Origin of the sequence: Weizmannia sp. FSL K6-0777, from assembly GCF_038593185.1 — a bacterium.
GTDB classification, from domain to species: domain Bacteria; phylum Bacillota; class Bacilli; order Bacillales; family Bacillaceae_C; genus Weizmannia; species Weizmannia faecalis.
In genome coordinates this window covers 2854013-2878349 of record NZ_CP151971.1, presented here as the reverse complement: position 1 = coordinate 2878349, position 24337 = coordinate 2854013, and the positions used below count along the sequence as shown (strand labels likewise).

27 protein-coding genes, 1 pseudogene, 1 CRISPR repeat array and 1 riboswitch (1 of these 30 only partly in view) are annotated in these 24337 nt (G+C 43.2%); of the genes and pseudogenes, 17 read left to right on the top strand and 11 right to left on the bottom strand.

Annotated features, from left to right (window positions below; genetic code table 11):
• Positions 1-894: a CRISPR direct-repeat array (repeat unit 32 nt; unit sequence GTCGCTCCCTACATGGGGGCGTGGATTGAAAT) (it extends 3551 nt beyond the left edge of the window).
• A 197-nt stretch (positions 895-1091) separates the two neighbouring features.
• Both NST70_RS13915 and NST70_RS13910 read right to left on the bottom strand, forming a co-directional pair.
• Positions 1092-1511 (bottom strand): helix-turn-helix transcriptional regulator, encoded by a 420-nt coding sequence (locus NST70_RS13915; protein ID WP_035183676.1) that lies wholly within the window; start codon positions 1509-1511, stop codon positions 1092-1094.
• Positions 1512-2281: 770 nt separating this feature from the next.
• Positions 2282-2905 carry a histidine phosphatase family protein gene (locus NST70_RS13910; RefSeq protein ID WP_061087047.1) on the bottom strand — a complete coding sequence of 208 codons (624 nt, stop codon included), beginning with the start codon at positions 2903-2905 and terminating at the stop codon, positions 2282-2284.
• A gap of 346 nt (positions 2906-3251) precedes the next feature.
• A riboswitch (cyclic di-AMP (ydaO/yuaA leader) is annotated at positions 3252-3399 on the top strand.
• 202 nt (positions 3400-3601) lie between these two features.
• Between NST70_RS13910 and NST70_RS13905 the strand changes: the two genes are divergently transcribed.
• From NST70_RS13905 to NST70_RS13895, 3 genes are all read left to right on the top strand, one after another.
• Complete coding sequence (locus NST70_RS13905) at positions 3602-4903, top strand: cation:dicarboxylase symporter family transporter (RefSeq protein WP_026684953.1); 1302 nt, start codon at positions 3602-3604, stop codon at positions 4901-4903.
• A gap of 376 nt (positions 4904-5279) precedes the next feature.
• Positions 5280-6425 carry a metallophosphoesterase gene (locus NST70_RS13900; RefSeq protein ID WP_026684954.1) on the top strand — a complete coding sequence of 382 codons (1146 nt, stop codon included), beginning with the start codon at positions 5280-5282 and terminating at the stop codon, positions 6423-6425.
• 642 nt (positions 6426-7067) lie between these two features.
• Entirely contained in the window at positions 7068-7982 is a 915-nt protein-coding gene (locus NST70_RS13895) for a DUF1002 domain-containing protein (RefSeq protein WP_211062252.1), read from the top strand.
• A 22-nt stretch (positions 7983-8004) separates the two neighbouring features.
• Here the strand turns inward: NST70_RS13895 and NST70_RS13890 are convergent, their stop codons facing one another.
• The 3 genes from NST70_RS13890 to NST70_RS13880 are packed head-to-tail and all read right to left on the bottom strand — an operon-like array spanning position 8005 to position 9957.
• Complete coding sequence (locus NST70_RS13890; protein ID WP_328228775.1) at positions 8005-8874, bottom strand: hypothetical protein; 870 nt, start codon at positions 8872-8874, stop codon at positions 8005-8007.
• A 27-nt stretch (positions 8875-8901) separates the two neighbouring features.
• Entirely contained in the window at positions 8902-9324 is a 423-nt protein-coding gene (locus tag NST70_RS13885; protein ID WP_017551460.1) for a DUF6114 domain-containing protein, read from the bottom strand.
• Between the two features lie 24 nt (positions 9325-9348).
• Complete coding sequence (locus NST70_RS13880; protein WP_014097216.1) at positions 9349-9957, bottom strand: DUF6230 family protein; 609 nt, start codon at positions 9955-9957, stop codon at positions 9349-9351.
• Positions 9958-10242: 285 nt separating this feature from the next.
• Between NST70_RS13880 and NST70_RS13875 the strand changes: the two genes are divergently transcribed.
• Positions 10243-11778: a response regulator transcription factor gene (locus NST70_RS13875; RefSeq protein ID WP_014097217.1), complete on the top strand. Its 1536-nt coding sequence runs from the start codon at positions 10243-10245 to the stop codon at positions 11776-11778.
• A 1065-nt stretch (positions 11779-12843) separates the two neighbouring features.
• Here NST70_RS13875 and NST70_RS13870 read toward each other — a convergent pair.
• The 6 genes from NST70_RS13870 to NST70_RS13845 form a co-directional block, all read right to left on the bottom strand.
• A complete protein-coding gene (locus NST70_RS13870; RefSeq protein ID WP_342475368.1) occupies positions 12844-14001 on the bottom strand; it encodes a tyrosine-type recombinase/integrase in 1158 nt (385 codons plus the stop codon).
• Positions 14002-14073: 72 nt separating this feature from the next.
• Positions 14074-14211, bottom strand: coding sequence for a hypothetical protein (locus NST70_RS13865; protein WP_342475367.1), 138 nt, complete (start codon positions 14209-14211; stop codon positions 14074-14076).
• Positions 14212-14295: 84 nt separating this feature from the next.
• The gene (locus NST70_RS13860; protein WP_328229243.1) at positions 14296-14562 is read right to left on the bottom strand and encodes an excalibur calcium-binding domain-containing protein; all 267 of its coding nucleotides are present in this window, start codon (positions 14560-14562) and stop codon (positions 14296-14298) included.
• Between the two features lie 83 nt (positions 14563-14645).
• Complete coding sequence (locus tag NST70_RS13855; protein ID WP_328229244.1) at positions 14646-15185, bottom strand: hypothetical protein; 540 nt, start codon at positions 15183-15185, stop codon at positions 14646-14648.
• Between the two features lie 154 nt (positions 15186-15339).
• Positions 15340-15759, bottom strand: a complete 420-nt coding sequence (locus tag NST70_RS13850; RefSeq protein WP_342475365.1) for an ImmA/IrrE family metallo-endopeptidase — start codon at positions 15757-15759, stop codon at positions 15340-15342.
• A gap of 21 nt (positions 15760-15780) precedes the next feature.
• Positions 15781-16236, bottom strand: a complete 456-nt coding sequence (locus tag NST70_RS13845; RefSeq protein ID WP_342476228.1) for a helix-turn-helix transcriptional regulator — start codon at positions 16234-16236, stop codon at positions 15781-15783.
• A gap of 171 nt (positions 16237-16407) precedes the next feature.
• On the opposite strand from NST70_RS13845, the gene NST70_RS13840 reads away from it, so the two are divergent.
• From NST70_RS13840 to NST70_RS13780, 13 genes and pseudogenes are all read left to right on the top strand, one after another.
• Entirely contained in the window at positions 16408-16638 is a 231-nt protein-coding gene (locus NST70_RS13840) for a helix-turn-helix transcriptional regulator (RefSeq protein ID WP_342475363.1), read from the top strand.
• Entirely contained in the window at positions 16638-17336 is a 699-nt protein-coding gene (locus NST70_RS13835; protein ID WP_342475361.1) for a Rha family transcriptional regulator, read from the top strand. Before NST70_RS13840 ends, NST70_RS13835 begins: the two co-directional genes overlap by 1 nt.
• Positions 17336-17638: a DNA-binding protein gene (locus tag NST70_RS13830; RefSeq protein ID WP_342399614.1), complete on the top strand. Its 303-nt coding sequence runs from the start codon at positions 17336-17338 to the stop codon at positions 17636-17638. The genes NST70_RS13835 and NST70_RS13830 overlap by 1 nt, the downstream gene beginning before the upstream one ends.
• 65 nt (positions 17639-17703) lie before the next feature.
• Positions 17704-18228: an XRE family transcriptional regulator gene (locus tag NST70_RS13825; protein WP_328196962.1), complete on the top strand. Its 525-nt coding sequence runs from the start codon at positions 17704-17706 to the stop codon at positions 18226-18228.
• On the top strand, positions 18225-18497 hold the full coding sequence (locus NST70_RS13820; RefSeq protein WP_342475359.1) for a hypothetical protein: 273 nt from the start codon (positions 18225-18227) through the stop codon (positions 18495-18497). The genes NST70_RS13825 and NST70_RS13820 overlap by 4 nt, the downstream gene beginning before the upstream one ends.
• A gap of 68 nt (positions 18498-18565) precedes the next feature.
• Entirely contained in the window at positions 18566-18721 is a 156-nt protein-coding gene (locus NST70_RS13815) for a hypothetical protein (protein WP_342475357.1), read from the top strand.
• 135 nt (positions 18722-18856) lie between these two features.
• Positions 18857-19102 carry a hypothetical protein gene (locus NST70_RS13810; RefSeq protein WP_342475355.1) on the top strand — a complete coding sequence of 82 codons (246 nt, stop codon included), beginning with the start codon at positions 18857-18859 and terminating at the stop codon, positions 19100-19102.
• 63 nt (positions 19103-19165) lie between these two features.
• Positions 19166-21151, top strand: a complete 1986-nt coding sequence (locus NST70_RS13805; protein WP_328196958.1) for an AAA family ATPase — start codon at positions 19166-19168, stop codon at positions 21149-21151.
• Between the two features lie 15 nt (positions 21152-21166).
• Positions 21167-21889 (top strand): phage recombination protein Bet, encoded by a 723-nt coding sequence (bet, locus tag NST70_RS13800; protein WP_328196972.1) that lies wholly within the window; start codon positions 21167-21169, stop codon positions 21887-21889.
• Positions 21889-22590, top strand: coding sequence for an MBL fold metallo-hydrolase (locus NST70_RS13795; RefSeq protein WP_328229300.1), 702 nt, complete (start codon positions 21889-21891; stop codon positions 22588-22590). Before bet ends, NST70_RS13795 begins: the two co-directional genes overlap by 1 nt.
• Before the next feature lie 13 nt (positions 22591-22603).
• Entirely contained in the window at positions 22604-23065 is a 462-nt protein-coding gene (locus tag NST70_RS13790; RefSeq protein WP_328229253.1) for an HNH endonuclease, read from the top strand.
• A gap of 4 nt (positions 23066-23069) precedes the next feature.
• Complete coding sequence (locus tag NST70_RS13785; RefSeq protein ID WP_342475352.1) at positions 23070-23930, top strand: DnaD domain protein; 861 nt, start codon at positions 23070-23072, stop codon at positions 23928-23930.
• Positions 23931-23948: 18 nt separating this feature from the next.
• Positions 23949-24218: pseudogene (locus tag NST70_RS13780) on the top strand (Holliday junction resolvase RecU); the annotation flags it as partial.
• Positions 24219-24337: the final 119 nt, after the last annotated feature.

The window sequence follows — 24337 nt, the reverse complement described above, 5'->3', positions numbered from 1 at the left end:
GCATTGTCGCTCCCTACATGGGGGCGTGGATTGAAATAGGAATATATTGGCAACGTTGATGGGACAAAGCGTCGCTCCCTACATGGGGGCGTGGATTGAAATTGGATTGGCGCATCCTCGGATACCGTTCGTTTTGGTCGCTCCCTACATGGGGGCGTGGATTGAAATCCAGGCATCGATCCGGTCCCGCTCCTGCTGTGCAGTCGCTCCCTACATGGGGGCGTGGATTGAAATGAGCTAAAAGATTTTACTTTTGAAAACATATCGCGTCGCTCCCTACATGGGGGCGTGGATTGAAATCGCTGTTAAGCGCGTCCAGGCGCCGGCTTTAATTGTCGCTCCCTACATGGGGGCGTGGATTGAAATTTGGAGCCATATTTAGTTTTCTTAGTTAGCTTGCGTCGCTCCCTACATGGGGGCGTGGATTGAAATTTAACGCGCTCCGCAAAAATGACAAGCTCGCGTTGTCGCTCCCTACATGGGGGCGTGGATTGAAATAACTAAATCAGATGAAATATTTCTAGCATCAAACGTCGCTCCCTACATGGGGGCGTGGATTGAAATACGCCCAAAGCAAAAGTTAAAACCGTTGGAAGGGGTCGCTCCCTACATGGGGGCGTGGATTGAAATCGTGTAATCCAGCTCCGCCGTCAGCCCCGGTCAAGTCGCTCCCTACATGGGGGCGTGGATTGAAATTAGGCGTGGGCCCTTTGTGTTAACCAGAAACCCAGTCGCTCCCTACATGGGGGCGTGGATTGAAATGCGGAGATAGAATGATCTTGTATAAGCAGTCAAGGTCGCTCCCTACATGGGGGCGTGGATTGAAATCGTTTGCTGTATTTGCGATCCCTAGGATCATCAAGTCGCTCCCTAATGAATACTTGCTGAGCAAACCAGACAAAGCCTTGTATCTGGTTCGCTCAGCCGCAAATCTGGTTGATGCCGCCTTCTTTGTTCCTTCCATCAACCTTAGACCCGAAAAGTGGCGCTGAACGCGCAGATACCAGTGACAAACCCTTTTTGTAAAGTAACTCTTGTTTTTATAGTTCCTGGAACCGGGACCAGGGCTTTCCTTATTCAGCAGCCCCCGATTATGTATTTCTGTCATCCTCGTCGTCCAGTTCCCTGATCAAATTCCAAGTCTGATAAATCCGGTTTGCCATTTTCTCAGGATCTTTCAGCATCATTTGGTATAAATCCGGCTCATGGCTCAACGTTTCAAGCAGTTTCTTTTCCGGATTACTGACCGCTTCATTTGTCTTCAGGCCGGCATGGTTGGTAAGGCCCAAAAGATAATCAATTGAAACTTTCAACACTTGCGAAATTCGGTATAGCACCTTAATAGAAGGAAAACTGTATCCAGTTTCGTAGTTCGAAATGTTCCGGTCGCTTACCCCGACTTTTTTCGCAAGTTCAGGCTGGCTGTAGCCTTGAGCTGTCCGCACTTTTTTCAATCGGGCTGCGAATATTTCTTTAACGTTTTCCATGTTTTCATTCCCATGATCGGCCATTGCTACTGCTCCTTAAAAAAAATCAAAAAAGATGGTTGACTTCCAAAATAATTGTGTATAATATAAGTGTATAGAAATTATTTTGTTGATGAGCATCTGTACAAAAAGTTGACAAAGAGCCGGAGACACAAAGAAAATAGATGCTTCAGCAAAAAATACCCCCCTATTTTCTCATAATTCTTACTTACTATTCCCAAATTCAAAGTAAGAGTAATATGGTCTCCAGGCTCTTTTTTTACAGTCTCCCTTCCAGTTTAGCATGAAAACGATGCTGTTTTAACCCCTTTTTAAATTGTAAACGCTTTCATTAAAATGACGGGTCTATTTACCCACCCTTCCATAACACCGTTAACGACGCTAGTCCCATACTGGCACGCAAAAGGTTTGCTGAACGAATTCCATTCTGGCTTTGCCTCAATATATAGAAGGATGCCTCTGTCGCAAATGGGGGATGCTACCTTCTCTATACGTTGAACCGGCTTATGCGGGCAAAGATAAGTCCGGATAAGCGGTCAGTCTCTTTATCAAGTCCACGGTTCGTAACCCCTTCAAGCAGGCAGGACAGTTCCATGCCTTTATAAAATCGACATTCCCTGTTTTCCTTTACATGACGTTCATGTCCACCAACCTTATCCCAGGTTTAGAGGAAATCAATTATAAAAAAGCATTGTAGCTTACGTTCAAAATGCCCCAGCCCCAATATAGCCTCTGCCCATGCGGTTCCATTGTTCAACCGGCATGGGCAGGGTTCTACAGCATAGGTGCAACTCTCAATATTTTATGGAAGATAAGTGCGTATTAAGATTAATGGCCAGAAATCCGGCGTTTTCCGGAGTCTCTTTATAAATCGTAATTCCAGTATTGTCTTGTGGGATCATCCGGTAATTTTTAAACGGGACTTCAAGGGTTCCGGCGACGAAAAAGCGGATTGCCATGCTGTGGGCAACAACAAGAACGGTTTCTTCCGGATGTTTCTCCACCAGCTCATCGATACAGGCACGGACACGGTTATAGACCTGGACGGCCGTTTCCCCCGTATAACCCGCATGTGTCGCACCCGGATCTTTTAGCCAGGCCTCCCAATTATCCGCATATTTTACGGTAAAATCTTCCTGGCGTTCTCCTTCCCAGGCACCGAAGTCCGTTTCGACAAGACGTGGATCTTGATGGATTTTCAAATTCCGCCCCTTAACAAGTATTTCCGCCGTATGGACAGCACGGCCCAATGTGGATGCATAAACAACATCAAAAGGAATGTCCTTTAAAACGCCTGCCGCCAGTTCCGCCTGCCGCACGCCCGTCTGCGACAAACCGATATCGCTTCTCCCGCAATATCTGTTCCGGTCGGCGTTCCATTCTGTCTGGCCATGGCGCACAAAATAAAAAAGTGTCATAATGTACCTCTTTTCACAAAGTATCAACTGGCTCTATTTTAACAAATTGAGGAGTGGAATGCTATTTCCGGTCAATAAGACTCCTTTCATAATCCATGAGAAGAACACTCTCTAGATGTTCATTTAGCTGTGTACATTTCGGTAATAGAGTGCCTGCCCTTTTTTTCACTCATTCGCCTCTTCCAGTAAAGTTTTACCCATACCGAATTGTCGGATATGCAACGCGATCGCGCCCGAGCCCTCCCTATAAAAAATTTATTTGCTATATTATATTAAAATATTATATAATGGCAAAGGACGCTAAAACATTGAAGAAGGATGAGTTGTTTTTTTATTTTTTAAAAACTTCATATCATCGCTCAATTACATGTTTATGTAAACGGGGGAACCAACAGGTGTTCTATGCACCAGGGGTGAAACCTTTCATTGAAAGGTAGGGAAACTCTTTATTCCCTAATCCGTCAGCTAACCTCGTAAGCGTCTGGAGAGAACTGTGTGTGTTTTTTGGACACGCCTTTTAAGCAAAAATGCTGCGAAGGAATTTCTCTCTTTCGTGGTTTTTTTAATCCACAAATTTGGTTTTCGGGGTAAAGCCGGAAACTGGCAGGACTTGCGATTTGAGTTTTACAAACAATCCGGTATGCAGCTTGCGTACTGCGCTTTTTGAAAAATATTGGCATCTGGGAGGGAAACTTCATGAAAAGAGTGAGCTTAGCCTGGCAGATTTTTATCGGCCTGATACTAGGTATTGCGATTGGCGGCATTTTCCACGGCAATGACACCGTGGCCCATATTCTCCAGCCGTTTGGCGACTTCTTTTTGCGCTTGATTAAAATGATTGTGATTCCGATTGTCGTTTCAAGCTTGATTGTCGGTGTTGCCGGCGCAGGCGATATGAAACAGGTTGGAAAGCTTGGCCTGAAAGCATTGATTTATTTTGAAATTGTCACGACCATCGCGATTGTAGTAGGACTGCTGGCCGGAAACTTGTTTCATCCGGGGACAGGGGTGGATATGGGCTCATTGGCAAAAACATCGATCAGCAGCTATGTGGAAACAACAAAAGAGACGCAACACAATGGCATAGTCGATACGATTTTAAGTATCGTGCCGACGAACTTGTTTGAATCCCTTTCACAAGGGAATATGCTTCCAATCATTTTCTTCTCTGTCATGTTCGGGATTGGGGTGGCAGCCATCGGGGAAAAAGGAAAACCGGTGCTCCGCTTTTTCCAGGGTGTCAGTGAAGCGATGTTTTATGTCACTAATTTGGTCATGAAAGTGGCTCCGATCGGTGTATTTGGCCTGATTGGTGTAACCGTTACACAATTCGGCCTCAAGTCATTGATTCCGCTAAGCAAGCTTGTTTTCACGGTTTACGGCACGATTATTTTCTTTGTGGTTGTCGTGCTTGGCCTGATTGCCTGGCTTTTCCGCGTAAATATTTTCAATCTCTTCAAAATCCTGAAAGACGAATTGATCCTTGCTTATTCCACTGCAAGCTCGGAAGCGGTGCTGCCAAGGCTCATGGAGAAAATGGAAAAATTCGGTTGCCCGAAATCGATCACCACACTGGTGATTCCGACGGGGTACTCATTCAACCTGGACGGCTCGACCTTGTACCAGTCGCTGGCGGCGCTGTTTATCGCGCAAATGTACGGGATTCACATGTCCATCGGTGCGCAAATTTCGCTGGTGCTTGTGCTGATGGTTACATCAAAAGGCATCGCCGGTGTTCCAGGAGTTTCATTCGTTGTCCTTTTGGCGACGCTGGGGACGGTCGGGATTCCGCTTGAAGGCTTAGCATTTATTGCTGGCATTGACCGTATTCTGGATATGGCAAGAACAGCCTGCAATGTCGTTGGCAATACGCTTGCAACCATTATTGTGTCAAAATGGGAAGGAAAATATGATAAAGAAAAAGCAGAAGCGTACCTTGCCGAAATCAGCGGCGGCGGGCACGATTCCAAAGATCACAAATATGTAACGGAATCTTAAGATGAGCGATGAAGTTAAAAAAGGTGCACTGCCGGAATAGAGGCAGCGCGCCTTTTTTGTTTGCGAGTAAAGAACGTCGGTAGTTTTTTACATTTCCATCAAATTATGCTAGCTCTGTTGCCTACTGGAGTCATCATGCAAATTGGCGCTCGGACTCGGTGTGAAAACTTCATCCATATAAGTTGAACTCCTTCTTGATGTGTCGCCAGAAGCAATGTTTACCCTGATCGGCTTTGATTTTGGAGCGATACAGATTTTTGTCGGGAAAAATTGTGCCTCTCTTTCCAAGGATTGTTACCGGTTGGACTGAAATAATGAGCGCCCTAGGGCACAAACTATTCACAGCAGCATGTATTGATTTTTTGGAGGGATAAAGATGGACAAAAAAATGCTACTGTGGGTAGCGGTACTGTCCCTCGCTCTTTTTCCCCGGACGGAACATGCGGATGCGGCTTTTTGGTTTCAATCGAAACGGGCCACTGTCGACTTGCGTTTGCTGGAGACATCGGATTTGCACGGCTATATGCTGAATTATGATTATGCCGCTCGCACTGAGGCGGAGACTTATGGCCTTGCTCTTACGGCTTCACTCATTGCAGCGGAGAGGAAGACGGCAAAAAATACGATGCTGTTTGATGATGGGGACTTACTTGAAGGGAACGAAATGGCTGCTTATGTTGCCCGTCGACCGTTAAAAAAGGGGGAAATTCATCCGTTTATCCGCGTGATGAATCATTTAAATTACGACGCAGCGACCGTGGGCAATCATGATTTTCATTACGGACTTGATTTTTTGAAACAGACGATCAATGGAGCAAAGTTTCCGTTTGTAAATGCCAATATATACTATAATTTCGAAAAAAATGATACAGATGACCAAAATTTTTTCAAACCCTATGTGATTCTGGATAAAAAAGTGGAAGACCGGAGCGGGCACCATCATCATCTGAAAATCGGGGTCATCGGATTTGTTACGCCTTCAGTCATTGAATGGGAAAAACCGAGCCTTGGCGGCAAAGTCAAAGCAAAGGACATCCTGCATACGGCTGCCTGGTTTGTCCCGCGAATGAAGGCGGAAGGAGCCGACCTGATCATCGCGCTTGCCCATTGTGGTGTGGATCCGGCTGCGAAACAACCGTTTTATACAGGCGATGCCGTTTATTTATTAAGCGAGGTAAAAGGGATCGATGCTATTCTGTTTGGGCATCAGCATCGGGTGTTCCCAAGCGAATTTTTTGCCGGCGTCCCCGGCGTCGATATCCGGAAAGGGACAATCAATGGCGTGCCAGCAGTAATGCCCGGCAAGTGGGGGAGTCATCTCGGCGTGATCAGTCTCACTTTGGAAAAAAAGGGAGAGAAGTGGGAGATGACGCAGGCACAATCGGAGGCGAAACCGGTATATGCCATCCACAATCAACAGGCAAAATCCATCGTTAGACCGGATCCGGATATTGTTCGGATGACCGCCGAGCTGCAAAAAAACGTGCTGGGGTCCAAGTTTACTTTATATAGTCGAAACTAATTTGCCCATGCCGCCTTTGTTGCGGCATGGGCATTGAAGTGAAGGAAGAGGACGGCGGGGCATATCTTAACGTAGAGGTTTTCTATGTTAAGGAAGAACGTGAAAGTCTGCATCTATCTTAAAGTAGATGCGTTTTAAGTGAAGGAAGGGCATGAAAAATTGCGTCTATCTTCACATAGGGGCGCTCTATGTTAAGGAAGCTGGAGAAAAATCATGTCTATCTTCACATAGAGGCGCTCTAAGTAAAGGAAGCACGTGAAAATCAACGTCTATCTTAAAGTAGATGCGTTCTAAGTGAAGGAAGGGCATGAAAAATTGTGTCTATCTTAACGTTGGGACGTTCTATGTTAAGGAAGCTGGAGAAAAATCGTGTCTATCTTAACATAGGCGTTCTAAGTGAAGGAATCCCGTAAATTTAGCCGCCTATCTTAACATAGGGGCGCTCTAAATAAATTTTCCGTACATGTTAAAATTGTTGCATTTCCCCCACACTAGGCCCTGGTTTTCTCATCATATTTTTAGGGAAAACGGAAGGTGCAATCGTGTATAATAGAAATGATGCATCATGATGAGCAGGTTTGAAGGCTTTTGAAATGGCAGCGCGGCAAGCCCGCAACATTTCAAAAAGGGAGGAAAAAAAGAATGCTAAAAAGATTGGGATGGATCTGGTTCATCGCTATGATTGCGCTTGGGTTCACCATGAACGGCGTGGCAAAAGCGTCCGGCGATAACAGTACAGTGATCGATGAAAAATACGGGAAACCGATCGTTGCGACAGGCGCGGCTCTTTCTGCCTCGCAAAAAGCAGAGGTGGAAAAGGAACTTGGCGTGGATGATGCAAACAATGTCGAAGAGATTACCGTAACCGGCGATGATCTTGTCCATTACATCCCTGACGGCAACCGCAATTCGAACATGTATTCATCCGCAAAAATTACAAGAACGGATTCCGGCGGTATCCAGGTGAATATTGTAACACCGGAAAATATTACAGAAGTAACGGCAGATATGTATAAAAATGCGCTGCTCACTGCTGGAATTAAAAATGCGGAAGTGGGAGTGGCTTCCCCGCTCAAAGTAACCGGACATTCAGCGCTTGTCGGTATTTATAAAGCTTACGACAATTCGGATAAATCCGGAGATAAACTTAATTCAGACCGGACGGAAGTGGCCAGCCAGGAACTGAGTGTCGCGACGGATCTGGCGAAAAAGGAAGGGTTAAGCAATGATCAAGTGACCCAGCTTCTTACGGAAATTAAGCAGGAAATTGCAAACCAGCATCCGGCAACAAAAGAAGATATTGAAAAAATCGTTGATGATAAATTGAAGGATTTAAACATCAATTTGAGCGATTCCGACCGCCAGCTGCTGTATGATTTATTCGACCAGATGCGTAAGCTCAACATCAATTTTGGTTCGGTCAAAAGCGAATTGAGTTCCTTGTCCGACAAACTGAGCGATAAGATCAACAAAGCGGCCGGAGACAAAGATTTTTGGCAAAGCGTAAAAGACTTTTTCCAAAACATCTTTGACGCGATCCGGGGATTATTCCAATAATGGGAAAGAAGGCAGTGCGCCCCTAATTTCCGGCGCTGCTGCCTTCTTTTTGTTGAACATTTTGATCTGTGCTGCTCTGATCCTGAGCAGTCTTTGTAGTGGTGCGATTCTTTTCCGTTTTCTGACCGGAAGCAGGTTCTGTGCCAGTGTTGTCCAATTTTGTATCATCTGTGTTTTCTGATTCCTTATTTTTATTTTGATCCGTAACCTTGCCATCCGTTTTCGCATCGTTATGTTTTTCTGTATCCTGTTTTTCTGTTTTCGCTTTATCCTGCGTGCCATCCTTCGCTTTATCAGCCGTATCAGACTTGTCGTTTTTTTCTTCTTTGTTTTTTTCAGGAGTGCCGCCCTGCAGCAGTTGTGTCAGCTGATCAGCCTGCTTTCGCAATGTTTCCTCATCTGAACCGGAAGTGTCAATATCGGCTGCGCCGGTTTCCATCGATAGGTTAAGACCCGGCAGATCGGCATTGTCAGCAAGCTGTTGATGGGCAACAAGGCGGACGTTTTTCATGCCGATCTGTCCGGCTTTTTCCGGAACGTAAATGCCGCCAAAGTTCACCTTTGTGGCATCGACCCGCATATTTTTCAATTGAATCGGGCCGGGGGCATTCATATGGATCGTCACCGGTCCCTCAGGCGTTTGCAGCACTTTTGTGATTTTCAGGCCGTAAATGGTGACATCCGCATACTGCAGGCGGAGCATGACCTGATTTTGTTTTGTCGCTGTATCGCCTGCTGTAATCCCGGGCGGAAGCATCGCGCCTTCCACGCGGTCTGCTTCAATGATGAAGCCGTCTGTTACGGGGGATTCAGCCACTGAAATGTTTGTAAAAAAGCAAAAATTAAATGCAATAAATGCGGCTGTCAATAGGAAAGATTTTGTTTTCTTCACTTGCCTCACCATTTCTGTGTATAGTCTTTATCTTTCTTCTGCACTCCCTGCGGCAATTTCTTCCATCGGGCCCACACCAGCCGGCACTTCCTCCTGCCTGATTACCCGCCATGAAACAGATAAAGACCCGCCGATTATACCGAGCAGGGTTCCAATGAAAAATCCGCCCATCGCCCCCATGATGGAAAGGACAGACAGAAAAATGGCCAAAATGCCGAACACCATATTAAATTTTGGGAAAAAATAACCCATTCCGCCGATCAGAAAAATCAAGCCACCGAAAATGAGGCCGATCGACACCATGCTTCCGGGCGCAGCTGCAATTTCAAGAAGTTGAACCGGCACATATAAAATGATCATCCCGGAGAGCAACGTAAACGTTGCCCCCCAGAATGGCCGGCTTCTTCTCCAGTTTCTAAATTTCATGCGGAACATATGGAACTTGCCCATTATGATCACTCCTTGAAGAAAAGCCTATTTTTTGACAAACTGTACTTTCAGGTTCGGAAGATTCGCGACTTTTTGGAATAGGTAATGTGTATCCAGGCTGCCGTTTTTGATTGTTAAAGTATCTGCCCCTTGTGTAAAAGCCTTTGAAGCGGCTTGAGGGTCATCAGCAGTGACATAATTTTCTGAAATATTCATATTGGTGAAGACTGCATCCCCCTGGACAAGCGCAGCTTTTTGAATCAGCCCATTAAGGTGTACAGGTGTGTTTCCGTCGCCCGCCGTAATTTTCACCTGGTAATCGCCAAGAACCGGAATCTTAACATCTTTTGAAATAACCAAGTCCTGGATCGTCACTTTATCAATTTCATTGACAAAGACCGGTTTGACATGGTCCTCCCCTTTGGATGGATCCCCGTATAAACTCCCGTATAATTTAAACCCGGTACCTTGCATTTGTTTGAATGAAACATTGAATTTGCCAATGCCGCCGACAGTTGCTGCAACGGCAACCCCGTTAATGCCGAGTACAGCTAAAAGTCCCCCCAAAAAAATAAGGCCTGAAAGCAGAGCGGTAAAAAACCATTTTTTTGAAGTTCTCCCTTGTCCTTGTAAGACTAATGCCCCTTCGTTCATGTAACAATCCTCCCCTTTAAAACTTGATCATTTAAAAAAGATGGTACGCTAAAATATTTAGGTGAAAAATCCCTTCCTTGCCAAATGATATCGCTTACATTTTTCTTTATTTTATTCATTTTGGACAAAAAATATATTCCTATTATTGTAGGGAATTCAATGGCTTATGGCCTACAAATATCGTGTCGGAAAGCCGGTATGTTTTTTTGCGCGCCAACCAGGCATGATTATGATAATATTATAGGAAAAAAGACCGGTAAGGGGTTAGACAAAGGAGGGAGAAAGGTGTCGCTGTCGTTAAATGCGCATATGGACATGGTCATGAAACATGGAGTGGACCTTTTGCGCTCGCACCAGCAGCAAATTATTGCGGAATGTACGGGAATTTTGCAGTATTTGAGAGAAACACATAAAGGCAGTGCGGATGCTTTTGAATTCGCTTTCAATTGTTTTGTCGCCTTTTTCCGTTCCGGCCAGCAATCGGTTGAGACGCTGATTGACGATATCCGGTCGCAATGGGTGAAGGAATTCCACCGCCCGCCGGAACCGCATGTTCTCATCTTTATTTTAACACTGATTGAAAACTCTGTTCATAAAGCCATAAAAGAAAGCACGACCCGGTCTTTTCATTTGCATCCTTCCGTCCAGTACCTGTTTTCGAAAATCTGCGAAGAAATGCTGCTCATTTCCAAACAGGAAACTTTTCAAATGGATTCATTTTGTGAGCAGCTAACCAAATCCGAGCAGCTCAGAATCGAGTGGATTGCAAGGGTCAGCCATGTGGATGGGGGGTACCGGCTGAAGAAAGTGATCGGGATGGAGGAGAACGCGATTGACAGCGGGCTGTTTGAACGGACGGATCCTTCATGGTTTTGGCTGTCGGAAGCGCTGCTGAAGCGGACGCCGCGCCGGAAACCGGATGAAAGGCGGGATGTGTTTCCGGTTCCGTGGAAAAACGAGACGTTGATTTTTTGTATGAGCGACCAGGATGTTTCGGCCACAATCCCGTTTTTAACCTATGCGATGCATTTGTTGCAGATGGAGGAGGAACGAAACGGAAAAGTATATGCGGGCGACCAGTGGAAAGATGCAGTCATTTTATTTAACGAATGGATTATGCGCTCCCAGGATTTAAATGAAGCGATCCAAAACATCGCTTTTGGTTACGCACAATATTTGCCGTTTGAGCGCTGTGCCCTGTTCCGTTATTCGCAGAGCGATGCCGCGGGATTCGGCCTGTTCGGCTACCATTTTAACAATACGGCAATCCGGAATATAAAGGAGACGATCGACCGTTTCCCTTCCATTTCCAAAATATTGCTGGGGAAGGGGCAGCAGGTAAATATGGTACAGCATTTCCAGCCGCTGTATATCCCAAAAGCGTCAGAAGAGTTTCCGATGCAGTATGTGAAGGAGTTTGAGCTGGAATCGGTCGTGGTTGCCCCGATTTATGTGCCGTCAGAAGGGGTGTTAATTGGCGGTGCCATTTTGGACCAGGGGCCGGGGAAGTTTTTTGAAGTGGACAGCAGCACATTTACGGCGCTGTTGAAATTCGGTCAGAGCGCAGGTGAACTGCTGGCCAAGTTTTTAAAAGCGAACCAGTGGGACGAAAAGCAGCCGGAACTCGTCCAGCTGTCCGCCCGGGAAATCCATATTTTGCAGCTCTTGGCGGACGGGGCCTCGACGACGGAAGCAGCGGAAATGCTGCATTTGAGCGAGTATACGGTCCGGGATTATGTCTCAAGCCTGATGAAGCGGCTTCACGCTAGAAACCGGACGGAAGCCGCTGTAAAAGCAATGCGGCTTGGGCTGATTCATTGAACTCGCCATTTTCCTCCGTTATGCACTTTTTTTAAAAGGCGAAGTCATGAGGGCTTGCTGAACGAATCCGATTTTGAGTTTGTACCCAATTTGTCAGCAAGCCCTGTCTCAAAGTATAGAAGAATCCATTTGCGAAAATGTGTAATTTTGTCTTCTTAATACGTTGAGTCGGTTTTCGAGTGCTAGCTTTTCCCTGGAGTTGTTGTAAAAATTTTTGCCAAAGCGGTCAGCATCCATGCCAAATTTGGGGATTTTGCTTATACAGCAAATCCTACGTAGGTAAAAAATTGTGTGTAAAATGATCGAAGTCCGGGTAAAATACTTTTACATCCTAGAGTCTGCTGCAAAGTTCAAAGCCCCCGAATTTGCGGGGGCTGTAAATTTGACAAAATAAAAGTCTCCCAAAAAAATGGGAGATCTAGACAAAATAAATCAATTTTCTTATAATTTGTTATGCAGGCGTAAAAAGGTTTTCGATTAAGTGTTTAAGTTTAACAACAAAAAATACCCCCCTATTTTCGTTAAATCTTTTTTAGAAGAACGCCTGCAAGAGCAGGTTTCGGCCTGCTCTTTTTTCTACTCAATACAGCTGGCTCTCTTCACACAATTTCTCTTCGAAATGTTTATCACGGCGCTGAATCCGGATCATGCTTAGCTCAGTGGCGGGAATTTTAGTGAAAATGGGCTGATTCTCTGACAAATAAGAAGGAAACGGAAATAATGGGATTTTTTAAAGATTTTTTCGCCGAAAGAATTCTCCCGCACCCACAAATGTTAAGGCACTCACTTTTGCAGAAACAAAATAATTTTGTACGGATTTTGCACAGAAGAAATGCAAAACGCCCGCAAACCCTTGCTATTAAAGGTCTGCGGGCGTTGCTGTTAAGCGGCCCCGAGAGGACTCGAACCTCCGACGCACGGTTTAGGAAATCGTTTAGAAATATTTAGACATATTCGCGTTCATTCACAAGCAGGATTTTAAAAGCATTTTATAAATTAGCAGCTGGGAAACATTCACAAAAATTTATATCCTTTTATTTTTTTCGTGCCAAATTCGTGACGGGATTAACCAAGGATATCATGTTTACTATCCGGCTTATTTCCGAAAATCTGTTCTCCAAATTTTTCAGCTGCTGCCTTTTGGATGTTTGGCAAAACGTGCGAATAAGTATCAAGTGTAACCGTAATTGAGGAGTGTCCTAATCTCTCCTGAACGACTTTTGGGTGCACTCCCTGCTTTAGCAGGATGGTCGCATGCGTATGGCGCATATCATGAAAACGGATTGGTTTTAAAGCTGATTTTTTGAGTAGATCAAGCCAATTGCGATCTAAATTTCTAGGTAAGATAAATGAACCGGTAGAGCTTGCGATCACTAGATCCTGGTCATCATAAGTCTTACGGTTTTTCATTTTAAATTTCATTTGCTCGCGGCGGTAGTTTTTTAATTCTTCCATAACATAATCAAACAAGGAAATGTTACGGTAGCTCTTTTCTGTTTTAAGCGGACCAATCTCGTAGCCGCCACTTTTTTTGCGGGTTACTGCTTGATTAACGGAAATGATTTGATTCGTAAAATCAATATCCTGCCATCGCAGACCAAGTATCTCACCTTTACGCATGCCGGTAGACAGAGCGAGAAGGAATGCAATGTAGAAGCGGTCTCCTTTTGCTATATCTAAGAAAAACTGTACTTCTGTTTCATCCCATACCTGCAATCTATGTTTTTCAGGTTTTGGAGGCTTAACAGCTGTGCATGGGTTTTTCGTTACAATCTCCCATTCGATAGCTTTTTTATATGCATTGTTCAAAATCCTGTGCATATGGACAATAGATTGATTAGACAGCGTTTCTTCTTCAACATATTCATCATAAAGTTCTTGTATTTGCCCTGGCTTTAGCTGGTCCATTTTGATGTTACCCAAGTTTGGTATTAAGTGATTCATCACGAATGGTCGATAGTTTGCCATTGTTCCACTGGATACATTCTTACTCTTGTGCTCCAACCAACGTTTTAAAAAGTCACCGAGCTTAATATTCTGTGAGTCAACATAACTTCCTGATGAAATTTCATAAAGTTTTTGGCTTAATGCCCGGCGTGCTTCCGTCTTTTTCTTGTAGGGGCCGAATCTACGTTGAATTCTTTTTCCTGATACGGGATCTATGCCAACATCCAGCCTAAATCCGTACCCCCCAGCAGTTTCATAGATTTTTGGTTCCCGCATAAAAATACCTCCTTGCCTAATCATAGGTGTATAAGTTTGTAGTTTGGTAGGGGTTGAATAATACAATTACTTTTAGTCTTTCACCCATTCAATAGACGTGTCGATCACATCTTCTACTAGGGCGATCATCCGGCCGTTAACGATGTGTATTTTGGATAGTACGGGAATCGGTACAGTTTTTTCTGGTTCTTTTTGGTCATTGTCATCCATGGTGATTACTCCTTGTTTGGAATGTTTGTTCTTAGAATATAAGTTCTGTTTGATGATCTAAGAAAAAGCCCCGAGGGGCCCTCCTTATCTTTCACATGCAATTCCATCTTTATCGCGGTCAAGTTTATGGTTTGCATTGTACAAAGCAGTTGATACATACGGCTTATAATGTGTTTTTCCGCCCTTGTTTTTTACCTTGGAATTCTTGGCAACGCCGCCTTTGTAATCTTTATTCAAGCCTTTGCAATTTTTGTAATATTTTACGGTTTTAGCGTTAACATCATAAGTAGCAGAAAGTGATACCCCAAAAATAAGACCAAAAGCAAGTACAACTGAAACTAATTTCTTCATGTTAACTCCCTCGAGTTCGGATTAATATTTTGTAATAAGAATCTGGAAAAATGTTATTATCGCTGTAGGATTATATTATCCAATCACCAAAGGCCCGTTGACTGGCCGTATTGTTTTACATCATCGTTCATAAAATCAATTTTTGAAGCGTTAAGAACTAATTTAACCATTGGCTTATTATTGTCAGTAACAAATTTTTGTTTGTTAACAGTAAACTGGGAAATTTTCAGATCCCCTTGCTTTACGACAATCGTTATTGTTTTTGCCTTACTGACATCTTTTTGCTGTAAGAGATCATATGTTTGATTTAACACATGTTGGGTTGCTAAACCTGGTGATAATTTTTTATCCATATAAACAAATATAGTAACATGTTGAGTTAGGTCTATTGCATTTGTAACCTCAACCTTTTTAGCGTATTTAAATACTGAAGTATCAATTTTTTCTTCTTCTTTCTTTGTTGTATCTGCTTTTTTAGATTCAACTTTCTTCGTTTCTGCTTTAACCTCTGTCTTCTTACTTTCCTGCTTGTTTGTTGATGCAGTATTGTCGTTGCCACATCCAGTTAAAATTAATCCTAAAGAAAGTATAGAGCTGCTTACTATCCATCCTGGTTTTTTCATATACAAATCCCCCAAGTATAATTTAGTAACATCTATATAAACTAGCATTATTATGCCCAAGCTCTTTCTAACCCGATTCCAGTGAGCTTAGCTTCTTAAGGATAAGATCCAGTATCTGGTCCGTTGTTAATATCCTTTTAAATTTTGGTAGAATTCAATTTACAAATCTCTCCATCTCGTATGGAATGCCATTTTCTCGTAATACATCAAACTTAGTTTCGTAATCTTCCAAGTTTTTATCATATAGTAATAGATTGACAGCGAATTCATTTGCTTCGCGTTCGATTTTGTCTATTGAATAAAATGTGTTAGCTCTTAGAAAAGGGGTATTAACCTTAGGATGCAATACTGCATGCCCAAGTTCGTGCGAACATGTAAACTTTTTATCTTCATCAACTAGATTGCTATTAATAAATATAAAACGATTCCTTCGAATGTACTTATAGAACCCCATTATTTCGCTGTGCAAATCCCACTGATATAACTGAATGTTCATAGCAGCAGCAAGTTCAAATGGATCATTTGTTTTGTAGGTTTTTGTTAATTGTTCAACTTTATTTTTTATCCAAATCATAAAATTGGCCCCCTAAAAATTCTACTCTTTTCCTCTGTACTTTTTAGGGGCATATTTTTTGTTAGCTCTTGTTGCTTGCCGTTCGGCAAATTCAATGGCATCTAAAAAAGATTCTATTGCTTCCGGACTCATCGGCTCACCTCTGAAAGTCAATGCTTCTCCATTTGCACCTTCCATCAAATCTTTTTTTAGCTTTTCCATTCGTTTGGCAATGTCACGTTCATCTTTATCAGTTAATGTAGTACTTTGATCCTTAATGCCTTTATCGTTCGTTCTTCCTGTTAGATAGTCGAACGATACACCAAATAGATCTGCGATTTTGTTTATTGTTTCTAAAGGTGGCTGTTTTGTTCCGTTTTCATATGCAGTATACGTCGACCGAGCGACACCAATTAAATCTGCAACATATCCTTGAGTGAATTTGCTATCATCTTTTTTCTTCTGCTCTCGTAAGTATCTGAGGCGCTTTGCGAAAATGTCCATTTGAATCACATCTCTTCTGTTTATCTTGATTTTAATTATAATGTTACTGAAAGAAACTTGAAATAAATGTTCCAAAAAGAATCAAAAAACTGTTGACATGTTTCTTTAAGGAACTTATAATAAAAGCATAGGATGTTCCTTATAGGAACAAAAGGAGGTGCCATATTGAGAACTTGGCTAAAAGACAAGCGCATCGACATACACCTTACTCAAGATGAAGTGGCGAAGCAATCTGGGATTTCTCGTAGTTTTTACACTCATATTGAGAACGGAACAAAGACGCCAAGTGTTCAGGTAGCAAAACGTATTGCGAAAGTTCTTGGTTTCAATTGGACATATTTTTTTGACAAAGAATGTTCCTATAAGGAACGTAATAAAACGAAGGAGGTATGTTAATGGGAAAACTGGTTTTTCTTCATAACAATCAACCGGTAACTGACAGCTTGACTGTTGCTGAAGTCTTTGAAAAACGTCATGACATTGTACTACGGGATATTGAAAATCAAATAACCAAGCTCCAAGAAGCAGGTGAACAAGAATTTTCACTCCACAACTTTGAGGAGTCAACTTACACCAACGAACGCGGCCGGGAGTATCGAAAATTCAATTTAACTGAGGATGCCTTTACACTCGTCGTTATGGCTTATATCACACCGGAAGCCATGAAGATGAAAGTCATGTTTATCCAAGAATTCAAGCGTATGCGAGAGCAATTGGAAAAATCAAGGATCCATGTCCTAGATGACCGCACGGCACTCATACAATCAATGAAATTAACAGTTGAAACTGCAGAACGTCAGGACGAAATGCAAAAAGTCATTACACAACATGGCCAAAAAATTTACGAAATCGAGCAAAAGGTCGAAGAACAGATTACCCTGGATCACGGCGAGCAACGCAGACTGCAAAAAGCGATCGCCTCTAAAGTGTACGAGCTTGAGAGTGATCCGGCCGCACGGTCAAAACTCTTCCGTGAAATCTACCGGGAAATCAAAGACCGTTTCGCAGTTGCATCCTATAAAGATGTGAAACGGAAAGAGCTCCAATCAGCCATAAATTATGTTGAAAACTGGATTCCAAGGAGGGTCGGATAATGATTCAAATCAATGTCGATTTTGCTGACGAGCAGTTCCGTGAGATCCTTCGCCAGGAAATTGATAAGGCGATGGCTGATGTGATCCGAAAAAACGAGCTTCCGCCAATGCTAACCAAGAAAGAATTCATGGAACTTTTGCGGATCAAAGACACGAAAGCTTCCGAGTTGCTTAACCGTCCAGATTTTCCGGTTTTCCGTGAAGCAGGTGTCTTGATCCCGACCCACTTGCTGTTTAAGTGGATCGAGAAAAACACGCGATGGCTTGAAGATAACTCAAAATATTTCAATCAGGCCATCTGACTTAAGCTTAATAGATTTACAAGTATTTAAAAATCCACAACTGAATACAGAACGGGGGAGAAAAGGTGAAAGAGAAGGCTTATGTAGGGGATGCGATCAAAACACTACAGGAACAGGAGGAGCTTAACCAGGAACAGCTTGCTTTTGACCTTAACGTATCACCGGGGATGATAAGCCACTACAAGAACAACAGAAGACCTATGCACCAGGATGTGGCGAAAGAATCACTTAAGATGTACGACAATCCAATTTTCCAAATGCAGGTTCTTTACGAATTCAGCGACGGGCTGACAGTTCCGGTTTTGGATGGAGATGCGGTTGAACAGCACCGGCTGGCCTTCAAGGAATTTCTGGCAAATGAGGCAAAGGAAGCTTTTCAAAAGTTGAAAGAGATCAATCTTTTGAAGTCTCCGAGCCAGGCTGACAAAAACGACATTGAACAGATCAAGCAGTTGATCTGGGAACTAGATGACGCTGAGATTGCCATTGCAAACTTCAAAATGATTCTGGCCAAAGAATACCACGTCAGCCTGATAAAAGAAAAACGATCAAGGCAAGCCACTTTAAAAGCGAAAGGGTGGGTGAAATGAATAACACGGATTTTCTTCCGGACGACCTAGACACGGCTATTCAGCATTACAGATGTTGCCATACCTGCTTAAGCAAGGCGGGCGAAGCACTCATGACAAACAATTTTGAACTTGCTGAAAAACGAATGGAAGATTTTAAACGCAGCTTAAATGTCCTGTATCAATTGAAACGGCGGAAGGAACAGAAAGTTGAATTGAATGCGATTATCGCGGCGCTTATAGATCGCGGGATCGACGTAGAAAAGGTGGTGCTGATGCGGAATGGGTGAGTTGTTTTTTATGGTTGCATTCTTGCCGGCGGTGTTAGTGGGACGGATTTTATTGGAGGTGTGGCTTGATGACAAATAAGATGACAAATAAAGAGAAGGCTGAAATCATCCTGGAATGCTTGGAAGAGTACGTGCAAATCGACTGGAATTTCAGGGGAATTTACGTGAAAGCAATTGACAAGGCGCTCATAAAAATCGCCAAAAAAGAAAAAGCAGCGAACTAAGTGCCAGCTTAATTCACTGCACGCAACATGTTGGAATTAACTCAATTATACCACAACCAAAATGATAGGCCTAGTGCCTGTCATCATGGTCAGGATCCAAACTATCCCCCTCGTTTCCCCATCCGGATCCTGGCCATGATGATGGACATTATCCGTCAGAAAGGGGTGAGAAAAGTGATGACTGAATATAAAATTGCTCCATATCTCAGCACGATAACGCCTTTGGATCCTTACAAAGAGTATCGCTTTTTGTGTGAGTATATAAATCACTTGCACCAAAAAAATGATTATTGCGCTGGATATAACGACGGATTACAAATGGCCCTGGCAATAATCGGATATAAATTGGTCAATCCACAAAACAAAGGACACGCCTGCTAAGCGTGTCAGGGGTTTTTCAAAATCAATTTGTACTCTAATTATACCACATGGGAGGGCTGAATAGTGACCACGATTAAACTGGATAGCCTGGAAATTTTAAACTTCAAGGGTATTCGAACCTTTGAACTTCATGTTAACGGACAAAACGCAAAGGTTTATGGCGATAACGCAACCGGAAAGACAACCCTGTTCGATGCTTTCAATTGGCTGTTGTTCGATAAGGACAGCCAAAATAAAAAAGATTTTTCCCTGAAGACGCTTGACCAGAATGGAAATGAGTTGCACAACCTGGAGCACAGCGTCAAGGCGGTTTTGCTTGTTGACGGACGTAGCCTTACATTGGCAAAAGCTTATAAAGAGAACTGGACGAAAAAGCGCGGATCCGCAACAGCTGAATTTTCGGGCCATACAACAAAATATTATATTGACGGCGTTCCGGTTAAGAAAAAAGAGTACACAGATAAAATCAAATCGATGATCGATGAGGATATATTTAAGCTGTTGACCAGCCCAAGCTATTTTAACGAGCAAGTAAAATGGCAGGACCGCCGGAAAACCTTGCTTGAGATTTGCGGTGACTTGTCGGACGAAGAGGTTATTGCATCCGCAAGATCGCTGGACAAGCTGCCAACGATCCTGCAGGGGCGGTCGATTGAAGATCATCGGAAAATCATTGCGGCGCGCCGGTCTGAAATCAACAAAGAACTAGACCGGATCCCGGTGAGAATCGATGAAATTCAGCGTAGCCTGCCGGAACTCGATGGACTTAATCAAGCAGCATTGGAAGCTGAAATCAAGCAGTTGAATGACCAGATCGATGAAAAGATGACGATCATCAATAACATCAAAAACGGTAAGGCGGTTACTGAGAAAGAAAAAGCTGTCCAAGTAATTGAAATGGAACTGATGGAGATTCAGCGCAACCACGATTCAGACGCAAAAGAGCAGCTGTATAAGCTCAAAGCGCGGATTCAGGAGGAAGAATCAAATCTCTCAATCCTGCTATCGAAACTTGAAAACTTGAAAACCAAAAAGCGCTATAACGATGAAAATATCAAACGCATCGAAGAAACACTGGCGTCACTTAGAAATGAATGGAAAGAAGTTAATGTCCAAACCTTCCAGCACACAGACGAATGCACCTGCCCGACATGCGGACAGGATTTGCCGGCCGACCAGGTCGAAGCGGCCAGGGAAAAGGCGCTTGCCCAATTTAATTTGAAAAAGGCAAAACGATTGGAAGAATTAAACGACATGGGCCAAAAAGGAGCTGCTAAAAAACAAGAAATGCAAGCCGAAAATGATAAGCTGTCTGAAGAATTTGCAAAACTAAGTGCCCAAGTTTTCGGTAAAAAATCTCTTCTTGAAAAGTTAGCAGTACAGCTGGAACAGCAAGAGGGCCTGATAACAGACGTTTTAGATAACCCTAAATACATTGAGAAGTTGCGGCAGAAAAAAGCAATTCAGGAAGAAATCAAAGTCATAAATGAACAGGCATCTGAAGCGATTGGAGCTATTCAAATCGAAATTATGAAGCTGCGGGATAAACGGGATCAGTTGCAGGCAGAAATGGGCAAATTCGACCTTTTCGCACAAGCACAGCAACGAATTGAAGATCTTTCGGAACAGGAAAAGGACCTGGCCGCGGAGTTTGAAAAATTGGAGCAGGAACTTTACTTAACTGAGGAATTCATAAGAACGAAAGTGAACCTGCTGGAAGAAAAGATCAATTCTAAGTTCAAATATGCGCGGTTTAAATTGTTTGATCAGCAGATTAATGGCGGGCTGGTTGAAGTTTGCGAAACGACCTATAAGGGCGTTCCGTATGGCTCAGGTCTGAATAATGCAGCCAGGATAAATGTTGGCCTGGACATCATCAATACGCTTTCTAAACACTATGGTTTCACGGCTCCGATCTTTATCGACAACCGGGAAGCTGTAACTCGCTTAATTGATACGGATGCCCAGACGATCAGCTTAATTGTGTCGGAGGCTGACAAAGAGTTAAGGGTTGAAACAACTTCCGAATTAATGAAGGAGGCCATCTAATTGAGCAACGATCTAATGACCAAAGCCGTAGAATTCGAAGTAAACGGCGAGCCGGTAAAACTATCTGGTAGTATCGTAAAACAATATCTGGTCCGCGGTAATGCAGATGTGACAGATCAAGAACTCGTAATGTTTATCAATCTCTGCAAGTACCAAAAGTTGAATCCGTTCTTGAACGAAGCTTATCTGGTCAAATTCAAGGGAGCGCCGGCCCAGATCATTACATCAAAAGAAGCTTTTATGAAACGCGCTGAAGCAAATGAACATTATGCCGGTTTAGAAGCGGGAATCATTGTAGAGCGGAACGGTGAATTGGTTGATATTGAAGGTGCCATTAAGCTTCCGGGTGACAAACTTGTTGGAGGATGGGCAAAGGTTTTCAGAGACGATAGAAAGGTTCCTATTAAAGTTCGAATCAGCTATGAAGAATTTAGCAAAGGACAAGCCCTTTGGAAATCGTCACCAATGAATATGATACGCAAAACAGCTATCGTAAATGCCATGCGGGAAGCATTTCCTGGCAATCTCGGAAATATGTACACCGAGGAAGAAAATGATGTGCCAGATAATACGGTTCGCAGAGTTAATGAAGAAGTACGGAAGCAAGCGAACCAGCAAGTTATTGATGTGGAGCCCATTCCAGTAAAAGAAGAACTGGAAAGTGAACCCGAGGTCATGGATGAACAGCCTGAACAAGCTGATTTGTTTGAAACAACGGCAGAAGGGCCCGGATGGTAATGATTGAAATCACTTCTTTTGGATCCGGATCAGGTGGTAACGCTTATCGCGTCACCGATGGCGTTACTCCCCTCCTATTGGAGGCGGGTGTAAAGTATAGGGAAATACAAAGGGGTTTTGATTTTAGGCTGACTGAGGTTGCAGGATGCCTGCTTACACACGAGCATGGCGATCATAGTAAATCGATCAAGGATATTATGAAAGCTGGTATTAACGTTTATACCTCGCCTGGCACGATCAAAACATTAGGGATATCTGGTCATAGATTGAAACCGGTTAAGGCCATGCAACAGTTTCAGCTAGGATCCTGGACGATCTTGCCATTTGATACTGAACATGATGTGTCAGAGCCATTGGGATTCTTGTTGGCTAATCAGGATGGCGAAAAGCTACTGTTTGCAACAGATACCTATTATATCCGGTATAAGTTCAAGGGCCTGACTCACATAATGGTCGAGTGTAATTACAGTACGGGCATCCTGAACCAGAACATACTGGATGGACGGATCCCGCAGGTAATGCGTAAACGGCTACTGCAGTCGCATTTTAGCCTCGAGAATGTTAAAGAATTTTTTAAAGCTAATGATTTATCAAAGGTGCAGGAGATATGGTTGCTTCACCTTTCAGACACGAATAGCAACGCTGAGTTGTTTAAAAGAGAAATCATGAAACTAACAGGGAAGATGGTCATCATTCCGTGAGGGGGTCTGCTGAATGAAAGGAATGTACAGAAGGCAATTCCATGAATGGGCTCAGAACATGCCGTTTGATCAACTATTAGATGAATTTGAAATGTGTTCTCCTGGGATAATATGCGTTGAATGTCTGGCTGAAACGGGGGTTTATGAAATTACTTGGAAAAACGATGTTGATTATTTATGCGAGGAATGCTTAAAGAAATTTGTTGCAAATGAATTTAAAGCTTCCGGATCTACTGGAGATTTAAGAAAAAGGTTTTTAGTTTTTTCAAGAGATAATTTCAAGTGTGTTTATTGCGGCAGAAACCCACGTGAACATGATACAACTTTGGAAATTGAACATGTACATCCTAAATCAAAAGGTGGCAGTGATTCAATAGATAATCTTGTTACAGCTTGCAGAGAGTGTAATGCAGGAAAAGGCGATTATATCCTCAACAAAAGGAACTTGGATATGATTAAACAGCATCGGCGGTGACCACATGAATTATTTAAAAGAATTAAAAGCTTTTAGGGATTGGCTGCTACTAAACGATCTTCCCACAAGCGCAATTGCGTTATGGCACACTCTCATGACCATAAACAATATGGCTGGCTGGAAAGAACGATTTAATGCTCCAAATTCCACAGTAGAGAAATTGACTGGTCTGTCTAAACAGGGACTGGTTGATGCTCGAAGAAAGCTAATTGAAAATGGTCTGATTGAATATGAGAAAGGCAAAAAGGGGAAAGCTCCTATCTATAAAATCGTCTCATTGGTCAACTCACTTGACCAATATCCATACCAATCTGGTGACCAATCACAATACCAATATCAATACCAATCGTCTGACAAAAGCTGTAACATACCTAAACATAAACAAAACAATACAGAAACTAAAACTATACCTCCTGCTGCAGATAGGCGTGTGAATTATTTCGACACATACATGCTTTGCTTCGGTGGTCAACCGAGCGCGATGCAGATCCAAGAGATTAATTACTTGATAGACATTAAGGGTCTTACCGAGGAGGTTGTCTGCATCGCGTTTAAAAAAGCGGCTGAAGTTGGGGCCAAGTATAGTTACGCGCGAACAATCCTTAACAGATGGGCCGATGCTGGCATTAAAACGGCTTCGGATGTCGAGCGTGAACAAAAAGAATTTGAACAGCGGCAGCAGAACAAGCCTAAACAATACAGGCGTGGTAAGCCGGGAAGGGTTGAAAAATTACCCGACTGGTTTAAAAAAGAGCCAGAAGACCACACCCCTGAAATAACCTCATCTGAAGACGGGGAAACGTTGGAAGAAAAGCGAAGGCGTCTTGAAAAAATTCGGGCAAGTTATAAAAAGGCAGGATCTTAAAAAAGGGGCATTGACATGGTGTATACGGGAAATCGAGGAATGGCATTTGAAGCAACCATTAACCTCGTCAATCAGCTGTACAAAAGCAGAAAAATCGCGATAATAAACAAGCGACCGACACCGGTTAAAGTGCTGAAATCAAAAGGGACAAAGGTTTTATCAGGCTATTTCGAGGAGAAGTCAACGGTCGATTATGACGGCGTCTACCGTGGCCGGCCGATTTACTTTGAAGCAAAGTCAGTTCAAACCGTTACCAGGTTTGATCTCAGCAATCTACACCAACACCAAAAAGACACCGGCCGGGTGCCGATGGATTACCTGGCATGTGTTGATCAGATGATTGAAAGTATTCGTGAAAGACCGGGAATGTTAGCTGAGTAGAAAATAAAAAACCGGGTTCCCCCGGC

Bases quoted from the DNA above. Each gene is read 5' to 3' on its own strand.
- NST70_RS13915 (WP_035183676.1), bottom strand. From the start codon at position 1,511: ATGGCCGATCATGGGAATGAAAACATGGAAAACGTTAAAGAAATATTC.
- NST70_RS13910 (WP_061087047.1), bottom strand. From the start codon at position 2,905: ATGACACTTTTTTATTTTGTGCGCCATGGCCAGACAGAATGGAACGCC.
- NST70_RS13905 (WP_026684953.1), top strand. From the start codon at position 3,602: ATGAAAAGAGTGAGCTTAGCCTGGCAGATTTTTATCGGCCTGATACTA.
- NST70_RS13900 (WP_026684954.1), top strand. From the start codon at position 5,280: ATGGACAAAAAAATGCTACTGTGGGTAGCGGTACTGTCCCTCGCTCTT.
- NST70_RS13895 (WP_211062252.1), top strand. From the start codon at position 7,068: ATGCTAAAAAGATTGGGATGGATCTGGTTCATCGCTATGATTGCGCTT.
- NST70_RS13885 (WP_017551460.1), bottom strand. From the start codon at position 9,324: ATGGGCAAGTTCCATATGTTCCGCATGAAATTTAGAAACTGGAGAAGA.
- NST70_RS13880 (WP_014097216.1), bottom strand. From the start codon at position 9,957: ATGAACGAAGGGGCATTAGTCTTACAAGGACAAGGGAGAACTTCAAAA.
- NST70_RS13870 (WP_342475368.1), bottom strand. From the start codon at position 14,001: ATGCGGGAACCAAAAATCTATGAAACTGCTGGGGGGTACGGATTTAGG.
- NST70_RS13865 (WP_342475367.1), bottom strand. From the start codon at position 14,211: ATGGATGACAATGACCAAAAAGAACCAGAAAAAACTGTACCGATTCCC.
- NST70_RS13860 (WP_328229243.1), bottom strand. From the start codon at position 14,562: ATGAAGAAATTAGTTTCAGTTGTACTTGCTTTTGGTCTTATTTTTGGG.
- NST70_RS13855 (WP_328229244.1), bottom strand. From the start codon at position 15,185: ATGAAAAAACCAGGATGGATAGTAAGCAGCTCTATACTTTCTTTAGGA.
- NST70_RS13850 (WP_342475365.1), bottom strand. From the start codon at position 15,759: ATGATTTGGATAAAAAATAAAGTTGAACAATTAACAAAAACCTACAAA.
- NST70_RS13835 (WP_342475361.1), top strand. From the start codon at position 16,638: ATGGGAAAACTGGTTTTTCTTCATAACAATCAACCGGTAACTGACAGC.
- NST70_RS13830 (WP_342399614.1), top strand. From the start codon at position 17,336: ATGATTCAAATCAATGTCGATTTTGCTGACGAGCAGTTCCGTGAGATC.
- NST70_RS13820 (WP_342475359.1), top strand. From the start codon at position 18,225: ATGAATAACACGGATTTTCTTCCGGACGACCTAGACACGGCTATTCAG.
- NST70_RS13815 (WP_342475357.1), top strand. From the start codon at position 18,566: ATGACAAATAAGATGACAAATAAAGAGAAGGCTGAAATCATCCTGGAA.
- NST70_RS13810 (WP_342475355.1), top strand. From the start codon at position 18,857: ATGATGATGGACATTATCCGTCAGAAAGGGGTGAGAAAAGTGATGACT.
- bet (WP_328196972.1), top strand. From the start codon at position 21,167: ATGACCAAAGCCGTAGAATTCGAAGTAAACGGCGAGCCGGTAAAACTA.
- NST70_RS13795 (WP_328229300.1), top strand. From the start codon at position 21,889: ATGATTGAAATCACTTCTTTTGGATCCGGATCAGGTGGTAACGCTTAT.
- NST70_RS13790 (WP_328229253.1), top strand. From the start codon at position 22,604: ATGAAAGGAATGTACAGAAGGCAATTCCATGAATGGGCTCAGAACATG.
- NST70_RS13785 (WP_342475352.1), top strand. From the start codon at position 23,070: ATGAATTATTTAAAAGAATTAAAAGCTTTTAGGGATTGGCTGCTACTA.